At 67.9% G+C, this 20,284-nt stretch carries 16 protein-coding genes and 2 pseudogenes; 11 read left to right on the forward strand and 7 right to left on the reverse strand.

Annotation, left to right across the window (positions count from 1 at the left end):
• Positions 1-33 precede the first annotated feature (33 nt).
• The 6 genes from ACFVJ3_RS07165 to ACFVJ3_RS07190 all read left to right on the forward strand — a co-directional run bounded on the left by ACFVJ3_RS07165 (position 34) and on the right by ACFVJ3_RS07190 (position 8,910).
• Positions 34-1,464 carry a gamma-aminobutyraldehyde dehydrogenase gene (locus ACFVJ3_RS07165; protein ID WP_378451407.1) on the forward strand — a complete coding sequence of 477 codons (1,431 nt, stop codon included), beginning with the start codon at positions 34-36 and terminating at the stop codon, positions 1,462-1,464.
• A gap of 52 nt (positions 1,465-1,516) precedes the next feature.
• Positions 1,517-2,857: a 4-aminobutyrate--2-oxoglutarate transaminase gene (gene gabT / locus ACFVJ3_RS07170; RefSeq protein WP_005238605.1), complete on the forward strand. Its 1,341-nt coding sequence runs from the start codon at positions 1,517-1,519 to the stop codon at positions 2,855-2,857.
• 83 nt (positions 2,858-2,940) lie between these two features.
• On the forward strand, positions 2,941-4,902 hold the full coding sequence (locus ACFVJ3_RS07175) for a primary-amine oxidase (protein WP_378451408.1): 1,962 nt from the start codon (positions 2,941-2,943) through the stop codon (positions 4,900-4,902).
• Positions 4,895-6,349 carry an NAD-dependent succinate-semialdehyde dehydrogenase gene (locus ACFVJ3_RS07180; RefSeq protein ID WP_378451409.1) on the forward strand — a complete coding sequence of 485 codons (1,455 nt, stop codon included), beginning with the start codon at positions 4,895-4,897 and terminating at the stop codon, positions 6,347-6,349. The genes ACFVJ3_RS07175 and ACFVJ3_RS07180 overlap by 8 nt, the downstream gene beginning before the upstream one ends.
• 34 nt (positions 6,350-6,383) lie before the next feature.
• Positions 6,384-7,274: a universal stress protein gene (locus ACFVJ3_RS07185; protein ID WP_378451410.1), complete on the forward strand. Its 891-nt coding sequence runs from the start codon at positions 6,384-6,386 to the stop codon at positions 7,272-7,274.
• A 55-nt stretch (positions 7,275-7,329) separates the two neighbouring features.
• Entirely contained in the window at positions 7,330-8,910 is a 1,581-nt protein-coding gene (locus ACFVJ3_RS07190) for an APC family permease (protein WP_378451411.1), read from the forward strand.
• On the opposite strand, the gene ACFVJ3_RS07195 is transcribed toward ACFVJ3_RS07190, so the two are convergent.
• Entirely contained in the window at positions 8,870-9,481 is a 612-nt protein-coding gene (locus ACFVJ3_RS07195; RefSeq protein WP_378451412.1) for a TetR/AcrR family transcriptional regulator, read from the reverse strand. The two genes, ACFVJ3_RS07190 and ACFVJ3_RS07195, sit on opposite strands and share 41 nt — an antisense overlap.
• Positions 9,482-9,641: 160 nt before the next feature.
• Between ACFVJ3_RS07195 and ACFVJ3_RS07200 the strand changes: the two genes are divergently transcribed.
• Both ACFVJ3_RS07200 and ACFVJ3_RS07205 read left to right on the forward strand, forming a co-directional pair.
• Entirely contained in the window at positions 9,642-10,622 is a 981-nt protein-coding gene (locus ACFVJ3_RS07200; RefSeq protein WP_378451413.1) for a nitrilase-related carbon-nitrogen hydrolase, read from the forward strand.
• A complete protein-coding gene (locus tag ACFVJ3_RS07205; RefSeq protein ID WP_378451414.1) occupies positions 10,622-11,644 on the forward strand; it encodes an agmatine/peptidylarginine deiminase in 1,023 nt (340 codons plus the stop codon). Before ACFVJ3_RS07200 ends, ACFVJ3_RS07205 begins: the two co-directional genes overlap by 1 nt.
• 50 nt (positions 11,645-11,694) lie before the next feature.
• On the opposite strand, the gene ACFVJ3_RS07210 is transcribed toward ACFVJ3_RS07205, so the two are convergent.
• From ACFVJ3_RS07210 to ACFVJ3_RS07225, 4 genes and pseudogenes are all read right to left on the reverse strand, one after another.
• Positions 11,695-13,668 (reverse strand): VWA domain-containing protein, encoded by a 1,974-nt coding sequence (locus ACFVJ3_RS07210; RefSeq protein ID WP_378451415.1) that lies wholly within the window; start codon positions 13,666-13,668, stop codon positions 11,695-11,697.
• Entirely contained in the window at positions 13,668-15,053 is a 1,386-nt protein-coding gene (locus ACFVJ3_RS07215; protein WP_105413400.1) for a sigma 54-interacting transcriptional regulator, read from the reverse strand. The genes ACFVJ3_RS07210 and ACFVJ3_RS07215 overlap by 1 nt, the downstream gene beginning before the upstream one ends.
• 97 nt (positions 15,054-15,150) lie before the next feature.
• A pseudogene (locus ACFVJ3_RS07220) lies at positions 15,151-15,273 on the reverse strand (hypothetical protein); the annotation flags it as partial.
• A 166-nt stretch (positions 15,274-15,439) separates the two neighbouring features.
• Complete coding sequence (locus tag ACFVJ3_RS07225) at positions 15,440-15,751, reverse strand: hypothetical protein (protein ID WP_378451416.1); 312 nt, start codon at positions 15,749-15,751, stop codon at positions 15,440-15,442.
• Positions 15,752-15,915: 164 nt separating this feature from the next.
• Here ACFVJ3_RS07225 and ACFVJ3_RS07230 point away from each other — a divergent pair, with 164 nt between their 5' ends.
• Positions 15,916-16,488, forward strand: a complete 573-nt coding sequence (locus ACFVJ3_RS07230; RefSeq protein ID WP_378451417.1) for a DUF4126 domain-containing protein — start codon at positions 15,916-15,918, stop codon at positions 16,486-16,488.
• Positions 16,489-16,505: 17 nt separating this feature from the next.
• Entirely contained in the window at positions 16,506-17,471 is a 966-nt protein-coding gene (locus ACFVJ3_RS07235; RefSeq protein WP_378451418.1) for an alpha/beta hydrolase, read from the forward strand.
• Here ACFVJ3_RS07235 and ACFVJ3_RS07240 read toward each other — a convergent pair whose 3' ends face one another.
• Positions 17,472-18,563 (reverse strand): N-acetylmuramoyl-L-alanine amidase, encoded by a 1,092-nt coding sequence (locus tag ACFVJ3_RS07240; RefSeq protein ID WP_378451419.1) that lies wholly within the window; start codon positions 18,561-18,563, stop codon positions 17,472-17,474.
• A 206-nt stretch (positions 18,564-18,769) separates the two neighbouring features.
• Positions 18,770-19,631: pseudogene (locus tag ACFVJ3_RS07245) on the reverse strand (DUF559 domain-containing protein).
• Positions 19,632-20,033: 402 nt separating this feature from the next.
• Between ACFVJ3_RS07245 and ACFVJ3_RS07250 the strand changes: the two are divergent.
• Positions 20,034-20,267, forward strand: coding sequence for a hypothetical protein (locus tag ACFVJ3_RS07250; RefSeq protein WP_378451420.1), 234 nt, complete (start codon positions 20,034-20,036; stop codon positions 20,265-20,267).
• Positions 20,268-20,284: the final 17 nt, after the last annotated feature.

The following is a 20,284-nucleotide window of genomic DNA, read 5'->3' on the forward strand; positions in this document are numbered from 1 at the left end:
CGAGTTTCGACCCCACGAGAGGAACCGGTACCGATGTCGATCGACGTACTCGAGAACTACATCAACGGTGAGTTCGTCGCCTCATCCGCGACGGAGACGCTGGACTTGATCAACCCCGTGGACGAGAGCGTCGTCGGGCGTGCGCCCGTCTCCACCAAGGCCGATGTGGACGCGGCCGTCGAGGCAGCCGAGCGGGCCTTCGTCTCGTGGGGCAAGACCACTCCGAGCGTGCGGCAGACCGCGTTGCTGAAGCTCGCCGATGCGATCGAGGCGCACAGCGACGAACTCGTCGAGGCGGAGTGCCGCAACACCGGGCAGCCCAAGCAAGTCATCGCCGACGAAGAGATCAAGGTGGGCGCCGACCAGCTCCGCTTCTTCGCGGGCGCGGCCCGGATGCTCGAAGGCAAGGCCGCCGGCGAGTACATGGACGGCTTCACGTCCTACGTGCGCCGCGAGCCGATCGGTGTCGTCGGTCAGGTCACCCCGTGGAACTACCCGTTCATGATGGCGCTGTGGAAGATCGGCCCCGCGCTCGCGGCAGGCAACACGATCGTGCTCAAGCCCAGCGACACCACCCCGAACAGCACGCTCGTCCTGGCCCGGCTGACCAAGGGGATCCTGCCGGACGGCGTCTTCAACGTCGTCCTCGGCAATGGTGAGACCGGTGCCACCCTCGTGGAGAACCCGGCCCTCGGACTGGTGTCGATCACCGGATCCGTGCGGGCCGGCATCGCCGTCGCCGTCTCCGCCGCACGCCAGCTCAAGCGCGCCCACCTCGAACTGGGCGGCAAGGCTCCTGCCATCGTCTTCGGTGACGTCGACATCGAGAAGACCGCGAGCGGCATCGCCGAGGCCGCCTTCTTCAACGGCGGCCAGGACTGCACCGCTGCCACCCGCGTCCTCGTCCACGAGTCCATCCACGACCAGCTCGTCGACGCCCTCGTCCGCAAGGCCGAGACGCTCAAGCCCGGCCTGCCGGACGACCCGGACACGTTCTACGGCCCGCTCAACAACGTCAACCACTTCGACGCGGTCAGTTCCAAGATCGCCGCGCTCCCCACCTCCGCCAAGATCGTCACCGGCGGAAAGCGTTCGGGAGAGCAGGGATTCTTCTTCGAACCCACCGTGATCACCGGCGTCGACCAGCGCGACGACATCGTGCAGGAGGAGACGTTCGGTCCCATCCTCACCGTGCAGAGCTTCTCCGACGAGAAGGAGGCCGTCACCCTCGCCAACGACGTCCGGTACGGTCTGGCGTCGAGTGTGTGGACCAACGATCACGGCGTCACGCAACGCCTCTCGGCCGCACTCGATTTCGGCGCCGTCTGGATCAACTGCCACATCCCGCTCGTCGCCGAGATGCCGCACGGCGGATTCAAGTACTCCGGCTACGGCAAGGACCTCTCCGGCTACGGCGTCGAGGACTACACCCGCATCAAGCACGTCATGAGCTCCAACGACTGACGTCGCCCCACCCCACACCCATCCACGTCACGACCCTGAGGACTGCACCATCATGAACGACATCCAGTACCGGCTGCCGCAGAAGCGCGCCCTGGTCACCGAGCTCCCCGGCCCGAAGTCGGCGGCCCTCACCGCACGCCGCCGCGCCACCGTGGCCGCGGGCGTCGGCTCCAGCGTCCCCGTGTACGCGGCGGATGCCGACGGTGGTGTGGTCGTCGACGTCGACGGCAACTCCCTGATCGACCTCGGCTCGGGCATCGCGGTCACCAGCGTGGGCGCATCCGATCCGGCCGTCGCCGAGGCGGTTCGGGAGCAGGTCGGGCACTTCACCCACACCTGTTTCATGGTCACCCCGTACGAGGGCTACGTCCGCGTCGCGGAGGAACTCGCCGCCCTCACCCCCGGCGACCACGAGAAGCGCACCGTCCTGTTCAACTCGGGCGCGGAGGCGGTGGAGAACGCGATCAAGGTTGCTCGCCTCGCCACCGGCCGCGACGCCGTCGTCGCGTTCGACCACGCCTACCACGGTCGCACGAACCTGACGATGGCCCTCACCGCCAAGTCGATGCCGTACAAGGCTCACTTCGGTCCGTTCGCGCCCGAGGTGTACCGGCTCCCCATGTCCTACCCCTACCGGGACCAGGACGGACTGACCGGCGAGCAGGCTGCCCAGCGCGCCATCAGCCAGATGGAGAAGCAGATCGGCGCCGATTCACTCGCGGCGATCATCATCGAGCCGATCCAGGGCGAGGGCGGATTCATCGTTCCCGCCGAGGGATTCCTCCCCACCCTGGTGAACTGGGCCCGCGCCAACGGCGTCGTGTTCATCGCCGACGAGGTGCAGACCGGGTTCTCCCGCACCGGTGCCTGGTTCGCCTGCGAGCACGAGGAGATCGTCCCGGACATCATCACGATGGCGAAGGGCATGGCGGGCGGCATGCCGCTGTCCGCGATCACGGGCCGCGCCGAGCTCCTCGACAAGGTGCACCCCGGCGGACTGGGTGGCACGTACGGCGGCAACCCCGTCGCGTGTGCCGCCGCGCTCGCCGCGATCGACAGCATGCGGAAGTTCGACCTGCCCGCTCGCGCACAGCACATCGGCGACCTGGCCCTGCCGCGGCTGAAGGCCCTGGCCGCCGACGTCGGCGTCATCGGTGACGTGCGCGGACGCGGCGCGATGCTCGCGATGGAGTTCGTCAAGCCCGGCACCGACGAGCCGGATGCCGAACTGACGAAGGCGATTGCCGCACATGCGCTCGAACAAGGTGTCATTCTGCTGACGTGCGGTACGTACGGAAACGTCATCCGACTGCTTCCGCCGCTGGTGATCAGCGACGACCTGCTCGACGACGCCCTGACCGTCATCGAGCAGATCGTGCGCTCGCTCGTGTGACCCGTGCGCCTTTTCGGTAGCCACCACAACCGAAAAGGCGCACGAGCACGAAGTGCCCCGCCCCAACGACCAGAGGAGACATCATGACCCGGACGACCACCGGCACGTTCCATCCTCTGGACCCGTTGGGGGCGGACGAATTCGCGAAGGCCGCGGCCGTCCTCGCCCGGGAACACGGGGTCGGGGACGGCTGGCGGTTCGCGTCGATCGAACTGGCCGAGCCGGGCAAGGCCGAGGTGTCGGCGTTCGACACGTCGGGCACCGTCCCGGACCGCCGGGCCGTCGTCGTGTGCTTCGACCGCAGCAGCGGAGACACCTACAAGTCGCTCGTCTCGCTCACGGGAGACAACGTGGTCTCCTGGGCGCACATCCCGGACGTCCAGGCGAATTTCACGGTGGACGAATGGGAAGAGGCGGACGCGTTCCTCCGCGGGCACCCGGACGTGATCGCGGCGCTCGCGAAGCGCGGGGTCACGGACATGAGCCTGGTGTTCATGGACGTGTGGACGTACGGCGACGCGGTGACCCCGGAGCAGTACAAGGGACGCCGGCTCGGCTGGTCGGACACCTGGGTCCGGGCGGCGGAAGGCGCCAACCCGTATGCGGGCCCGGTCAACGGTTTCCACTGCGTGATCGACGTCAACAAGATGGAACTGCTCGAGATCGAGGACACGTTCAGCGTCGAACGTCCCGAGGTCATGGGCGAGTACGTGCCCCGGCACATCCCGGAACGGATCCGCAACGCGAGCACCCGGCCGCCGTTGAAGCCGTTGGACATCGTCCAGCCGGAGGGACCGTCGTTCACGCTCGAAGGCAACAAGCTCGAGTGGCAGAACTGGTCGCTGCGGGTGGGATTCAACTACCGCGAGGGCATGACCCTGCACGCGGTGACCTACAACGATCACGGCCGGGTGCGCTCGATCGCGAACCGGATGTCGTTCGCGGAGATGGCGGTGCCGTACCGCGACACCAGCCCCGATCACTACCGCCGCACCGCCTTCGACATCGGCGAGTGGGGCATCGGGTTCATGACCACGTCGCTGACCCTGGGGTGTGACTGCCTCGGCGAGATCCGGTATCTCGACGCCGTTCTCCACGACAGCCACGGCGTGCCGTTCACGATCGAGAACGCGATCTGCATCCACGAGGAGGACAACGCCGTCCTCTGGAAGCACGTCGACCACGACGCGGGCACCGAGGTGCGCCGCATGCGGCGGCTGACGGTGTCGACGCACGTGACGGTCGCGAACTACGAGTATCTCGTCTACTGGCGGTTCTACCAGGACGGCAACATCGAGTGCGAGGTCCGCGCCACCGGGATCATGGTGGTCAGCCACTTCCCCGAAGGTGGGGAGCACCCCAGCGGGACGCTCGTCGACAACCGCACGTACGCGCCGTTCCACCAGCACTTCCTGATCGCCCGCCTCGATCTCGACGTGGACGGCACCGAGAACACGGTGTACGCGACGGAGACCGAAATGGTGCCGATGGGCCCGGACAATCCCCTGGGTCTCGCGCTGCGCCAGAAGAACACCCCGCTGCGCACCGAACTCGAGGGCCGGCAGGACTTCGACTGGCAGAGCCAGCGGGCGTGGAAGGTCGTCAACGACAACACGACCACCGGCCTCGGCACCGCCCCCGCCTACAAGCTCGTTCCCGGCGGCGCGATACCGTCGATGTTCGACCCGGCGTCGCCGATCTTCCAGCGCACCGGTGCGATCGGCCACACCGTCTGGGTGACCCCCAATTCACCCGACGAGCGCTGGCCTGCCGGGGAATTCGTGAACCAGAGCAAGGTCGATCACGGACTTCCCGCATGGACCGAGGCGAACCGCCCGATCGAGAACACCGACGTGGTGCTCTGGTACACGTTCGGTATCCACCACATTCCCCGGCCGGAGGACTGGCCGATCATGCCTGCGGACACCGTGTCCTTCTGGCTGAAGCCGGCCGGATTCTTCGACCGCAACCCCGCCCTCGACGTCGCCCCCACCCCGGAGGCGTGCGATCACCACCATTCCCACCACGAGGACTCCGATGACTGATTTCGAACGGCTCCGCGCCACCCTGCCCACCGGTCTGTGGATCGACGGCGCCCAGACCGACCCGATCGACGGCGGCACGTTCCCGGTCTACGACCCGGCAACGGGAACGCTCATCGCCGACGTCGCGGATGCCGGTGGCAAGGACGCGATGCGTGCACTGGACTCCGCCGCGGCGGTCCAGGAGGAATGGGCGGCGACCGCGCCTCGGCAGCGGTCGATCATCCTGCGTTCGGCGTGGGAGAAGGTCATCGAGCGCACCGACGACCTCGCGCTGCTGATGACGATGGAGATGGGCAAGGCGCTGCCGGAGAGCCGCGGCGAGGTGAACTACGGCGCCGAGTTCCTGCGCTGGTTCAGCGAGGAAGCCGTCCGCATCCAGGGCCGCTACACCACGTCACCGTCGGGTAGCGGGCGGATCATGGTCACCAAGGTCCCGGTCGGGCCCACCCTGGCCGTTACGCCGTGGAACTTCCCGCTCGCGATGGGCACCCGCAAGATCGGCCCCGCGCTCGCCGCCGGCTGCACGATCATCGTCAAGCCCGCCGAGGACACCCCGCTCACCATGCTGCTGCTCGCCGAGATCTTCGCCGAGGCAGGCCTGCCCGCCGGTGTGCTGTCGGTGCTGCCCGCGTCGAACGCCGCCGCCGTCACCGAACCGCTGCTCGCCGATCCGCGGCTGCGGAAGGTGACCTTCACCGGATCCACCCGGGTCGGCAAGATCCTCATCGAGCAGTCCGCCCAGCAGGTTCTGCGCACGTCCATGGAACTCGGCGGCAACGCCCCGTTCGTGGTGTTCGACGACGCCGACATCGACGCCGCCGTCGAGGGCGCGATGGCCGCGAAGATGCGCAACGGCGGCGAGGCGTGCACCGCCGCCAACCGCCTGATCGTGGCCAACTCGGTGCGTGAGGAATTCACCACCAAGCTCACCGACCGGATCGCCGCGCTCGCCGTCGGACCGGGCAGCGAAGAGGGCACCAACGTCGGCCCCCTCGTCAACGAGAAGCAGCGCCGCAACGTGGCGTCCCTCGTCGACGACGCCGTCGCCGCGGGCGCCCGCGTCCGCACCGGCGGCAAGTCCGTCGACGGTCCCGGCTACTTCTTCCAGCCCACCGTCCTCGACGAGGTGCCCGCGAATGCGCGCATCGTCCGCGAGGAGATCTTCGGACCCGTCGCCGCGATCACCGGTTTCGACACCGAGGCCGAGGGCGTCGCCGCCGCGAACGACACCGAATACGGTCTCGCCGCGTACATCTACACCCAGAACGTCGACCGTGCGTTCCGCGTCGCCGACAAACTCGAGAGCGGCATGGTCGGCGTCAACCGCGGAGTGATCTCCGACGTCGCCGCGCCGTTCGGTGGAGTCAAGCAGTCCGGGCTCGGCAGCGAAGGCGGCACCGAAGGCATCGAGGAGTACCTCGAGACCAAGTACGTCGGCTTCGCGTAAACCACCCGCCCCGAGACAGATCGGAACCGTCACCATGCGTTTGGTCGTTGGATATCTCGCCACCCCCAGCGGGGAGGACGGTCTGGCCCTCGGGGCGCAGCTCGCCCGCAGTCTCGGCGCACAGCTCGACATCTGCATGGTGCTCCCGCCGGACCGGACGGTCCCGGCGAGAGTTCCGGCAGAAGCCGGCTTCGACGACATCCTCGCCGGCCGCGCCCAGCGCTGGCTGGACGAGGCGAAGTCGTCGGTGCCGAGCGACATCGACGTGACCGTGCACCTCAGCTTCCACGAATCGTTCGCGCAGGGTCTCATCGACGAGGTGTCCCGGCTGGGGGCGCAGGCGATCGTCGTCGGCGCCGCCGGGGACGGCCTGCTGGGGCGGCACTCCGTCGGCTCCGTGTCGACGGAACTGCTGCACTCGGCGCACGTTCCGCTCGCCCTCGCACCGCGCGGGGCGCGGCACTCCTCCGCGAAGAAGATCCGCGAGGTCACCTGCGCGCTCGGGACCCGGACCGGGGCCGACGTGCTGCTGCGCACCGCGGTGCGGACGTGCGAGCGGATGCAGACCCCGCTCCGCCTCGTGTCCCTCGTCGCACTCGACCCGCAGAACGACCTCCGCGATCACCGGGACACCCCCGACGACATCCGCGACCGGTCCGTCGCCCACGCCCAGAGCACCCTCGAAGTGGCGAAATCCGCACTCCCCGAAGACTTTCCCGTGTCCGTCACGATCGCCGACGGATCCTCCGTGGAGTCGGCGGTCCGCAAACTCGACTGGCAGGACGGCGACCTCGTGATGGTCGGCTCCAGCCGGCTCGCCCAACCTCGTCGACTGTTCCTGGGATCCACCGCGGCCAAGATGCTCCGCGTCCTGCCGGTGCCCATGGTGGTCGTCCCCAAGCAGGAGTTCCCCAATAGTGAGTAAACCGTCCGCGACACCCGCCCCGGATCCACGATCGCACCCGACCGGAGGTTCAGACATGACGAACAGCGAAGGCGCACCGGCGTCGGCCGGCGTTGCCGTGAGCACCAAAGGGCTGGCCACCGGTGCGGTCGGGACCTTTGCAGGGGCGGTCCTCGGGATCTCCTCCGTGGCACCGGGTTACACGCTGACTGCCAGCATCGGGCTGATCGTCGCGGCGGTCGGGCTGAAGATGCCCGCCATCTTCATCGCCGGCTTCATTCCCATGTTCCTCACGGCGTACGCCTACCGTGAGCTCAACTCCGAATCCCCCGACTGCGGTGCGTCCTTCACGTGGTCGACGAAGGCGTTCGGACCGTACGTCGGCTGGATGTGCGGCTGGGGCATGGTGATCGCCACAATCATCGTGCTCTCGAACCTCGCGGCGATCGCGGTCCAGTTCTTCTATCTGTTCATCGCGAAACTGTTCGACGCCCCGAGCATCGCGGACCTGCCCGGCAACAAATTCGTGAATGTGGGCACCACCCTGCTCTTCATCGCGCTCGCCACGTGGATCGCCAGTCGCGGCATCACCACCAGCGAGAAGCTGCAGTTCGCGCTGGTCGGCTTCCAGATGGTCCTACTCATCGCGTTCGCGGTGGTGGCACTGGTCCACGTCGGTAACGGGGACGCCCCCGCCGGGCTGTCGTTCGACCTGAGCTGGTTCAACCCGTTCACGGGACTGGCCGTCGGCGCGTTCGTGATCGGCTTGACGGGTTCGATCTTCGCGTTCTGGGGCTGGGACACGTGCCTGACGCTGGGCGAGGAGTCGAAGAACCCGAAGAAGACCCCCGGTCGCGCCGGACTGCTGTGCGTGATCACGATCCTGCTGACCTACCTGCTCGTGTCGGTCGCCGCGATGATGTACGCCGGCGTCGGCGAGGACGGTCTCGGCCTGGGCAACCCGGACAACTCCGAGAACGTCTTCGGCGCGCTCGCCGATCCGGTTCTCGGGAAGTGGGGCGGCATGCTGCTGTTCCTCGCGGTCTTCGTCTCCTCGGTCGCGAGCCTGCAAACCACGTTCCTGCCTGCCGCGCGGACCATGCTCGCCATGGGCGCCTACGGGGCCTTCCCCAAGAAGCTCGCCGACGTGAGCCCCCGGTTCCTGGTCCCGTCGTACGCCACGGTCGTCGCCGGTGTCATCACCGCGGTGTTCTACACGGTGGTGACGTTCCTGTCCGAACGCACGCTGCTCGACACCATCGCCGCACTGGGAATCATGATCTGCTGGTACTACGGCATCACGGCGTTCGCGTGTGTCTGGTATTTCCGGGACAGCCTGTTCACGAGTTTCCGCAATATCGTCTTCCGGTTCGCGTTCCCGCTGCTCGGCGGCCTCATGCTGCTCGCGGTGTTCGTCATCTCGATCCAGGAGAGCATGGACCCGGAGAACGCCAGCGGTGCGTCGATCGGCGGCATCGGACTCGTCTTCTTCCTCGGCTTCGGCATCCTCCTGCTCGGCGCCGTGCTGATGATGATCATGCGATTCCGCAGTCCCGCCTTCTTCCGGGGCGAGACTCTCAACCGCGACACGTCCGCGCTGCGGGACGAGGGCGATCTCACGGCCCGATCGGAGCCTGCGCCACCAAGCCCGCGATAAGCGTCCGCAGCCCGAACTCGAATGCTGCATCCGCCCGTCCGGGGTTCGGCCCGGACGTGGCGAGGGCGGCCCGCATGGCCTCGTTCGCCTCCGGCGCGGTCGCCCAGACCACTTCGGGTGCGGCGAGGTCCAGCGCCGACCCCAGCACGAAGCTGTCGACCGCCGTGATGGCGTGCAGAATCTCCTCGGGTGTGAAGCCACCGTCCGAGAATGCCTGCGCCAGCGCGTTGTACAGCCCGAACGCCACACCGGACTGCACTGTGTGCGCGGTGAACAGAGGAATCAGCCGAGGATGCTCGGCGTAGTTGCGCCGATACTCGCGCGCCAAGCCGGCCACCGTCTCGCTCCACTTGCCGTCGGGGTCCGCCACCACGATGCCCGCCATCATCCGGGCACGCATCAGTTCGATGATCTCCGCCCTCCCGGACACGTGGTTGTACAGCGAGGAGGGCCGCACCTTCAGCCGTTCGGCGAGACCGGGCATCGTGAAATCACCGGTGAGGTCCACCATGCGCATGGCAGCTTCGGTGATGATCTCCGGCGACAGCAGTCGCTGTGATGGCCGTGGCATGGGTGCCCTCCTGGTCGGTGTGTCACCGGCGACCAGGGTGGATACCGAAGGAATCGAAATCGTCGCGTCCCACCCCTTGATCGCCGAGCATTCACCCACCATACTTAACGAATCCAATTCGTTTTAGGCGCTCGCCGAACCGAACATCCGAGGAAGCACAATGTTGACGATTACCGCCCTCACCCCTCCCGAGTCCCTGTCGAGGACGCGCGAGACGGGACGCACCCCGCTCCGCGTCGGCCTCGTCCAGCACCGCTGGCACGAGAACGACGAGGATCTGCGGGCCGAACTCGACGAGGGCATCGCCGCGGCAGCGAAACTCGGGGCGCGTGTGGTGTTCCTCCCCGAACTGACGCTGAGCCGCTACCCCGCGTCGACGCCGGGTGGTGACAACCCGGGACGTACCGCCGAGGACCTGCTCACCGGCCCCACGTTCACGTTCGCCGCCAAGGCCGCCGCGGAACACGGCGTCCTCGTCCACGCGTCGCTGTACGAGCGGAACGACTCCGAGGACGGCGTGCAGTACGAGGACGGGCTCGGGTTCAACACGGCCATCCTCGTCGCCCCCTCCGGTGAACTGCTCGCCCGCACCCGCAAGCTGCACATCCCCGTCACCGCCGGCTACTACGAGGACACCTACTTCCGCGGCGGCCCCGCAACCGATCCGTACCCCGTCCACACCGCCGAGGCACTCGGCGGGGCGAAGCTCGGACTGCCGACGTGCTGGGACGAGTGGTTCCCCGAGGTCGCCCGCGCGTACTCGCTCGGCGGCGCCGAGATCCTGGTGTACCCCACCGCGATCGGTTCGGAGCCCGACCACCCGCAGTTCGACACCCAGCCGCTGTGGCAGCAGGTGATCGTCGGCAACGGCATCGCGAACGGCACGTTCATGGTGGTCCCCAATCGCCACGGCAGCGAAGGCCTCATCACGTTCTACGGCTCGTCGTTCATCTCCGATCCCTACGGCCGGATCCTCGCGCAGGCCCCGCGCGACGAATCCGCGGTACTGGTCGCCGACCTCGATCTCCAGCAGCGCGAGGACTGGCTGGCCCTGTTCCCGTTCCTGGCCACCCGGCGCCCCGACACGTACGGCGTCCTCACCGAGCCGGTCGATCAGGCCTCCCCGTTCGGGAGGGCCTGATGTCCTGGCGCATGCCCGCGGAAGGCGAACTGCACGAACGCACCTGGATGGCCTATCCCAGTGAGGGCTACTCGCTGGGCGACACCCCCGAGGAACACCACGAGGCCCGCACCACATGGGCCGAGGTGGCACACGCCGTGGCCCGGTTCGAGCCCGTCACCGTCGTCGTCGACCCCGGACAGGTGCCGGCGGCCAAGGAATACCTCTCCGCCGACATCGACATCGTCGAGGCGCCGCTCAACGACGCCTGGATGCGCGACATCGGACCCACGTTCGTGCTGTCCGAGGACGGACGCCTCGGCGGCGTCGACTGGATCTTCAACGGCTGGGGCGGCCAGGACTGGGCCCAGTGGGACAAGGACTCGAAGATCGGCGCACTGGTGGTCGCGCGGTCCGGGGCCGAACTCGTCGACTCGCCGATCGTCAACGAGGGCGGCGGCATCCAGGTCGACGGCCTCGGCACCGTGCTGGTGACCGAGACCGTGCAACTCGACCCCGGCCGCAACCCGGAACTGTCGAAAGCCGACATCGAGGCCGAGCTCGCCCGGACGATCGGGGCCACCAGGGTGATCTGGCTGCCGCGCGGACTGACGCGGGACCAGGACACGTACGGCACGCGCGGGCACGTCGACATCGTCGCAGCGATCCCGTCACCGGGCGTCGTCCTGGTGCACGACCAGCGCAACCCCGAACACCCCGACTTCGAGGTCAGCAAGGCCGTCATCGACGTGCTGAAGCAGACCACGGACGCCCGCGGTGAATCGTGGGAGATCATCACCGTCGCCGCGCCGACTGTCCTGCGCGACGAGGAGGGTTTCGTCGACTACAGCTACATCAACCATTTCGTCGTCAACGGCGGCGTCATCGCGTGCAGCTTCGACGATCCCGCCGACGAGGAAGCGGTCGCCATCCTGTCGGCCGCATACCCCGGACGCACGGTCGTGTCGGTCGACGCCCGCCCGCTCTTCGCGCGCGGCGGCGGAATTCACTGCATCACCCAGCACCAGCCCGCCGTGCGCTGACGCACCCGTGAGTACTTGTTAACCGCGGGCGGTTGACAAGTACTCACGGGCTAGCGCCTGCGCCGCATGTAGTCGCTGACGACGGCGGCGCCGAGACCGTCCAGCCCGGGGGCCACGACGCGTCCGCCGACCCGCTCGGCCATCCGGTCCACGACCCGCGCGAGACCGGGATCCTCACCGAGCCGGAAGAACGTGACGTGGGCGCCGAGCCGGGCGAGTGTGTCGAGTTCCCGGACCGTCAGACCGAGGGTCCGGGCGCTCGGCGGGTAGTCGAAGTACGCGAAGCCGTCCGGCTCGAGGTGGGCCGTCGGCTCACCGTCGGTGACGATCAGGACCACCGGCTGGGCGTTGGGGTGCCGGCGCAGATGCCGGGCCGCCAGCAACAGCGCGTGGTGGAGGTTGGTGCCCTGGTCCCAGGCGCCGTCCAGGCCGGCGAGTTCCGACGGCGTCAGCACCTGCGCGTGCCTGCCGAACGAGATGAGCTGCAGTTCGTCGCTGCGGAACCGGGTGCTCACCAAGTGGTTCAGGGCGAGGGCGGTGCGTTTCATCGGCACCCACCGCCCCTCCATCACCATCGAGAACGACGTGTCGACCAGCAACGCGACCGCCGCCTGCGACCGCTGCTCGGTCTCCATCACCTCCACGTCCGATACGGACAACCGGACCGGGACCCGACCGCGCTCGGCCGGATCGGACGCCGCCCGCAGCACGGCATTGGTGATCGTGCGGGTGACGTCCCACGGCTCGGTGTCGCCGAACGCCCACTCGCGGGACGCACCCGTCGGCTCCCCCATCGACCCGGCGCGGCGCGTCTCCCGTTGCCCGCCACGCGAAGACAGCTGCTGCGCCACGTCCCGCAGAGCCGTCTGACCGAGTTGGCGCATCGCCTTGGGCGACAGGCGCCACTGGCCGTCCGCCCCGCGGTCGAAGAAGCCCTGATCGCGCAGGGCCTTCTCGAGTTCGGCGAGGGTCTGCGCATCGGCCGCCGCCTCGTCGCCCAGTTGCCGGGCCAGAGCGTCCGCGTCGATGTCGTCGAGTTGTGCGCCCGCGTACTGCTGCGACAGTTGCTCGGCGAGCGACTCGAGTTCCGCGATGTCCTGCAACGCCCCGGTGCCCTCGCCCAGGCCCATGCCGTCGTCGCCGCGGAACCGTTGGGCGCCCTGCCAGTCCTCACCCGGGCGCGCCGCCTGCAGATGCTGGTCGAGACGGTCCAGCTGTCCGATCAGCGACGGATCGCCGAACGCCTGCTGCGCCAGCGCATCCAGTTCGTCGCGCTGCTCCTGCGACAGCGAGTTCCGCAGGCGCTGCGCGGCCGCCGCCCGCTGCGCCAGCGAATCGAGCAGTTCCTCGACATTTTGCGGGTTCTCGGGGAAGTACTCCCCGTGCTTGTCCATGAACTCGTCGAACTGTTCCTGCGTATCCTCGCCGCGGGAATGTTTGTCGAGCAGGTCGTTGAGGTCGGCGAGCATCTCGCGGATGCGTTCGCGGTCTTCTTCCGTGGCCCCCTCGAGGGCCTGTTTCATGCCGGCGAACCGCTGGTCCAGCACCTCGCGGCCCAGCAGGTCCCGGATCTTCTCGTAGTCCTCGCGGGCTTCCGAACTGCGCCAGTCGTAATCGGCGAGTTCCTGCACGGCCTGCGCGGTGGACGGCGACAGTTCCTCGAGGCGCATCTCCGAGAAGCGGGCGTCGTCGTCGAGCGCACGGGCCAGCGTCTTGCGTTCCTCGAGCACCGCGCGGTCGAGGAGTTCCCGGACCTCTTCGAGTGTGCCGTTCAGGTTGTTCCGCTTCAGCAGCTCACGGCGACGCCGATTGGCCTCGGCCGCAAGCTCGTCCAGGCCGCGCATGTCCTGGTTGCCGCGCCGGAGCATCTCGCGCAGCGCCTGCCGCGGGGACGTTCCCGCGAACACGTCGTCGCCGATCGATGCCAGGGCCTCGCGCAGGTCCACCGGCGCTGCCAGCGGATCACCGCCCTCGTACGGCCCGTACCGCGCGTTGTGCAGCCCGCGCTCCGCCTTGCGGGACATTACGAATACACCGTCTGCCCGTTGATGTCCGGGTTCTTCGAGATCCGACGCGCCAGGTACAGCCCTTCGAGGGCGAACTCGGCGGCCGCGGCCCGCTCGCCGTCGGACTCCGCGCCCAGACGCTCCGCCAACTCGTCGAGGACCTCGAGCTCGGGGAGCTCGTTCAGCAGTGCCTTCGCCGTGATCCGTTCGCCGGTCACCACCGGATCGCCCTGTTCGACCGCGTCCACGAGTTCCGCCAGGTCGATGCCGCCGAGCCGGGTGCGGACCGTGTCGGCCGTCGCCCGCCGGAGCAGGTGCTCCAGGACCTCGATCTCGCGCCCCTCCTCACCGGATTCGAATTCCACCTTGCCCCGCAGGACGTCGACGACGGTCTCGAGGTCGACCGGCCGCGCGACCGGGTCGGCCTCACCGAGCACCGCGCCGCGATGCACCGCAGCCGCACTGACGGTTTCGGCGCCCGCCACCGCGAAGCGGGCGGACACACCCGACCGCTGATCGACCGACGTCGACTCGCGGAGCAGGCGGGTGAACCGGGCCAGGATCTCGAGGAGGTACTCGGGCACCTCCGCGGTGAGATGCGCTTCCTGCAGGATGACCGCGACCTCGTCGTCGAGCCTGGTCGGGTAGTGCGTCCGGATCTCGGCACCGAACCGGTCCTTCAGCGGGGTGATGATGCGACCGCGGTTCGTGTAGTCCTCCGGGTTCGCGCTGGCCACCATCAGGACGTCCAGCGGGAGCCGGAGGGTGTAGCCGCGGACCTGGATGTCGCGTTCCTCCATGACGTTGAGCAGCGACACCTGGATGCGTTCGGCGAGGTCGGGCAGTTCGTTGATGGCGACGATGCCCCGGTGCGCGCGGGGAACGAGCCCGAAGTGAATGGTTTCCGGATCGCCGAGACTCCGGCCCTCCGCGACCTTGACCGGATCCACGTCACCGACGAGGTCGGCCACCGACGTGTCGGGGGTCGCGAGTTTCTCCGAATACCGCTCGCTGCGGTGCCGCCATGCGACAGGGAGGCTGTCGCCCAGTTCCTGCGCCCGGCGGATCGACGCCGGGGTGATGGGCTCATAGGGATGCTCCCCGAGTTCGGAACCGGCGATCACCGGGGTCCATTCGTCGAGGAGCAGGTTGAGGGTGCGGAGGAGGCGGGTCTTGCCCTGACCACGTTCGCCGAGCAACACCACGTCGTGACCCGCGATGAGAGCCCGTTCGAGCTGTGGTTCCACCGTCTCCTCGAAACCGACGATGCCGGGCCACGGATCACGACCGTCGCGTAGGGCCGCGAGCAGATTCTCGCGGATCTCTTCCTTGACGGTGCGTTGAACGTGGCCCGACTCGCGGAGCTCGCCGACGGTGGAAGGTCTGTGTTCCGATGACGTCACCACTCCACGCTACGAGGGTTCGAGCGAATCGGCACGCGGTTAATGCGCGCCGACCCGCCCGGGTCAGCCCTCGCGGCGCGTTCTCGTCCGAGAACTGGGGGTTCTTCCGGTAGCCGAGCGCCTCGTAGAAGGCATTCGACTTGCCGAGGTCCGTCAGGGGGAGGTTCACGAAGATCATGGTCGACATCGAGCAGGGCCTGCCCGGCATCCCGTCCAACATCCTGTCGGCGCGCCTGAAGGAACTCGAGGACACCGGCGGTGAAGGCAATGACGGCACGCGAGATCACCCCGGAGGACGCCATCGCCCTCGGCAGCGTGTCCGTCACCGGCGACCCGGCGCTGTTCGCCACGTTCGCCGACGTCTTCGGCATTCCCTGACTGCCCGCCTACGCGGCGACACCGTACGAGGACGCGGCGTCCAACTCGTCCCAGGCGGAGCGGTAGCGCTCGAACGTCACCGGATCAGCCTCCGCCAGAAGGGAGTCGAGCAGGACTCGCGGATCGTCGCGCCATGCCCGGACGACGTCCGCGACCGCGCGGTTCGAGAACAGACCCGACCCGGTGAGCGCAGACACCCACTCGTCGATCGCTCCCCGGTGAATCCGCTCGACGGCCTCCCGGCGGAATCCGCCGTCGACGAAGTCGAGGGAGAACATGGCGGCGACGAAATCACCGGTGGTCAGCTGTACGACGTTCATGATGCGGCACCTTCCTGGGGTCGGGGGTTCGTCTCGGATGTAATCCGTTGGAACGACTGGTGATGCAGACGCTAATCGTCGATTGTGTGAGTTCTGTGATGCTTCTCTGAGATCTCGGCCGCGACGGCCGCCTGCCGGTATCGCCGAGCTTCTACACTCCGTGCATGGAGACCTGGGTTCTGCCCGGACTGCTCGGCCTCGGCCTCGCCGCCGCGTCGGGACTGCGCACGTTCCTGCCGTTGCTGATGCTCGGCGCCGCGGTGCACTTCGAGGTGCTCGGGGTGACCCTGAACGAGTCCATGCGGTGGCTCGGTTCGACCGGGGCGCTGGTGGCGTTGTCGATCGCGACACTGGTGGAACTGACCGCCGATCTCATCCCGTTCGTCGACAACGTGCTGTCCGTGATCGGCAACGTCACCGGTCCCGTGGCGGGAGTCATCGCGACCTGGGCGGCCTTCGCGGACGTGGACCCGTCGACTGCCGCGATCGCCGGAATCGTCATCGGCGCGCCCACGGCTCTGGCGTTCAGCACCGCGCAGACCGGCACCCGGGCGGTGAGCACGGCCTCGACCGGCGGCCTGGCCAATCCCGTGGTGTCGGTGATCGAGGACGTCGTCTCGTTCGTCACATCCCTGATCGCCCTGCTGCTTCCGCTGCTCGTCATTCCACTGCTCGCGTTCCTGTTGTGGTTCGCGTGGCGCGGGGTGCAACGGGTGCGGCGACTGCGCGCGACGTGAACTGGTAGACAGTCCCCATGCCTGACACCGAGATCACGTTCGACAGCGGTGCCGTCACGTACCACGGCAGCCTGCGCACTCCCGACCACGCGAATGGGTCGGCGGCGGCCGCGCTGCTGCTCGCCGGCAGCGGTCCCACCGATCGCAACGGCGACAGCGCCCTGCTCCCCGGTGACATCGGAACGCTCCGCCACCTCGCCGACGTGCTCGAACAGCACGGCATCCCCAGCCTGCGCTACGACAAGATCGGCAGCGGCGAAACCGCTCTCGGCCCGTACGAGGTGGAAGAGGTCGGGGGTCTCGGATTCACCACGTTCGTCGACGCCGCATCCGCGGGCCTCGACTTCCTGGCCGCCCAACCCGGGGTCGACCCGTCGAAGCTGATCGTCATCGGTCACAGCGACGGCGGACTCGTCGCCCTCGCACTCGCCACCGCGGAAACAGAGTCGCGCGTGCGCGCCGTCGGACTGCTCGAACCGCTGAGTGTCCGGCTCCTCGATCTGCTCACCACGCAGATCCACGGCCAGCTCGACGCCGTCGTCGGCACCGGCCAGCTGCCGGTGGAATTGGCCGACGAACTCCGGCTCGCACTCGCGGACACCGTCGAATCGCTCCGCACGTCGGGCACGATCCCCGACGACCTTCCGGAACCCCTGCAGAACGCCGGGCTCGTCCATGCCAACGCGAAAGCGCTCGCGGAGGAGGACGCTCTCGACCCGCGCGCACTGGCCGGCCGGTTGCCCGCAGGCTTCCCTGTCCTCACCAGCTGCTCCGCCAAGGACATTCAGGTGCAGCTCGCCGACGTCGACGGCCTGAACGACGCCCTCGCGCACACCGAGCTGACGCCGGTGCGGATGACGAACGCCAATCACGTCCTCAAGGACGTCGGCGACCGCCCGTCCACCGGACCGGATTACGTGGAACCGCTCCCCTACTCGGCGGAGTTCACCGAACCGTTCAGCAGGTGGATCGCGGCACTGTGATCAGTTCCCGCCCGCTCCGGTGATCACGGCCATCAGCGTGCTCGCCAGATCGGACACGAGTCCCAGGTTCTTGTCGTTGACGAGGTCCTGAAGCCCGTCGAGTCCCTCGACCTCGAGCAGCGGCGCGAGCATCTCCATCAACTCGGAGAACTGCGCCGAATCGGGTGCCGTCGACTTCGGTGCCGCCTTGGGGGTGGTCGCCTTCGGGGTCGTGGTGGTGGTCGACGACGCGCTATCCTCACTCGCCTCTGGTGCCGTGGTCGCCGCCGGCGCCGCGGCCAGCTCCTCGGCGGGCGCCGACTGCGACCCCGTCAGCAGGTATGTGACGATGCCGGTCGTGATGGTGATCGCGTGCTTCAACTGGCCGTCGGTGCCCTCCAGCTGGGCGGAGTCTTCCTTGTTGGAACCGTTGCCCATCTCGACGAACACCAGCGGCACCTGAGTCAGCGCAGGTCCGGCGACATCGGCGCGGGTCTGGAGGCCGTCGTTCACGCCGGCGTAGTTGGCGGGAACGAAGCCGTCGGACTTGTAGGCGTCGCGCATCATCTTCGACGCCTCGAGCCCGCCGCCGGACTGTGCCGCATCGGCCTTTTCGTCGGGGATGGGCAGCGACGGGATGATCATGTGGAACCCGTGCTTGCTCGCGTCCTCGCCCTGCGCCGTCGAGTCCGCGTGAATGCTCACCGCCACGTCGGCATTCGATTCGCTTGCCGCACGCGCTCTTTCGTCGACGCATCCGCCCCAGCCGGTGTCGTCCTGACGACTCAGGACGACCTTCGCGCCGAGACTCTCGAGGCTGCTCTTCACCAGCTGGGACACATTCCAGTTGATGGTGTGCTCGGGCACCCCGCCGAGCGACGTCATGCCGCTCGTCTGGCAGTCCTTGGTGTTGCCCCGGCCGTCGTTTACCTGCTGTGCGAGGTCGTGGCCCTCGCTGGAACCCTGATGCCCGGGGTCGAGGAACACCGTCATCCCGGACAGCTCGGTGCCGGTCGCCGTCGCCGCGGGTTCCGCCGAAACCTGAGCAGGGATGAGCACGGACGCACCCAGGACGCAGGCGCCGAGGCCGGCCTTGATCGCAAATCGGTTCATAACGGGGATGGGCGCACCGTCGCAGTCCGGGCGCCACTCTCCTTCCACAGGTGCCACTCGAGTCACATCAGCCCCGAGTGAATCAGCTGCACCGTGCGTACGGGCTGCTCGACGCCGGATCGAAAGCAACCTGTGACCAAAGTGGTGAGATTCGAATGGGCACTTCCGTAGGCAAACACCGAGTGGAGGCCTGCGTTTCTGCGCATTCACACCGGGGCTCCTGCCTGCCGCAATCGGTCCCGAACTCGCGCGCCGATCACCTGCGGCCGCCGACGCAGCTGTTCCGCATTCACCCGCACCACCGCCCACCCGAGTTCGGCGAGCCGTTCCGTCCGCTCGATGTCCCACGTGCGCTGACGTTCGTCCGACCAGTGATGTTCGCCGTCGTACTCGACGAGCACCTTCCACCTTGTCCAGCCCAGGTCCGCACGGGCGAAGACACGACCGCGGCGATCCTCGATCGGTATCTGAGTCTCCGGTGCGGGCAACCCTCCGCGGATCAGGACGAGGCCGCGTCTCCGGTGGGGACTCGGCACCGGGATCGACGAGCCACACGACTTCACGCAGCGACGCGAGACCACGTTCGCCCCGATGCCGGCCTGCCACCGCGGAAATTTCCGCCGGGCGCAGTCCGGTGTCGTGGCACAGGGCGTCGAGTACCTCGACGGCGCGATCGACGGGCAGCCATCTGCCCAGATCGAAGGCGGTCCGCGCCGGAGTGGTGAACAGCATCTCGTCCACAAGACACACTTCGTCCGGCAGGAGGGTATCCGCGCGCACCTCGATGCCGTCGACGGATCGTCGGCTGCCTCGTCTGATGAGCGTCGCCGACTCGCCCCCTCCGATCCATCGGGTTCCGTGCACGGCGGCGGCGGAGAAGCCCGCGAGTACCGCTTCACCGTCGGCCCACAACCAGGCGGCGCGTGCGCGTGAGAGCGCTGTCACCTCGACGCTTCTGGGCACATACACGTCCCGGTGCAAACGCCGGAAAGTGCGTAACCCGTGGCGGGTGAGCCGCCCGGTTCGTAGCGCTTCCGAACCCCGGAACGGCTGCTGGAATTCCCCCATCGTCGAACCCTGACAGTCCGGCACTCGATCGCGGTCGCAAATTCCGAGTCTGTGGACAACGCATATCGCCATCCACAGAAGCGTCACTGCGCAGAACTGTAGGTGAACATCGAGTACATCCCTGCATTTCTGCGCAGCGGCTGGATAATGGAAGTGCAAACCCTCAACCGGTGATGTACGGTCATCTACCAACCAGCAACGACACGCAGGAAGGCACGGCCATGATGCAGCTTCACGCGCTCTTCGCGTCCGTATCCGCATGGCGTCGCTGCTCCGCCGACAAGCACATCACCAAGTTCGGCCCACCCCGAGAATGTTGAGACTCAACCAAGTCATTCTCGGGCACCCAGGGCAAACCCCTCGGGTGCCTTTTCTTTTACCTTTCACTTTCAGGAGCACCCCATGAAACTTCGCATCAACCAACTGTCCACCTCTCCCCCCTATCTCGGTTTGCCGGACGACCTCACCGGTTACGCCGTCACCCTCGACCTGTCGCACTGCGATGCAGCCCACGAAGCGGGCCTGGGTGAGCTGATCAGCGAGGTCCGCAGCCGCGGCGCAGCCCGCGTTGTCATCACCGGTTCGCCTCGCGAACTCCAGGGCACGGGCCGGGCGCACGGGGCCGCAGCCGCCTGACGACGCAGAACGGGCCC

This window comes from Rhodococcus sp. NPDC127593 (assembly GCF_042671975.1).
Classification (GTDB): domain Bacteria; phylum Actinomycetota; class Actinomycetes; order Mycobacteriales; family Mycobacteriaceae; genus Rhodococcus_F.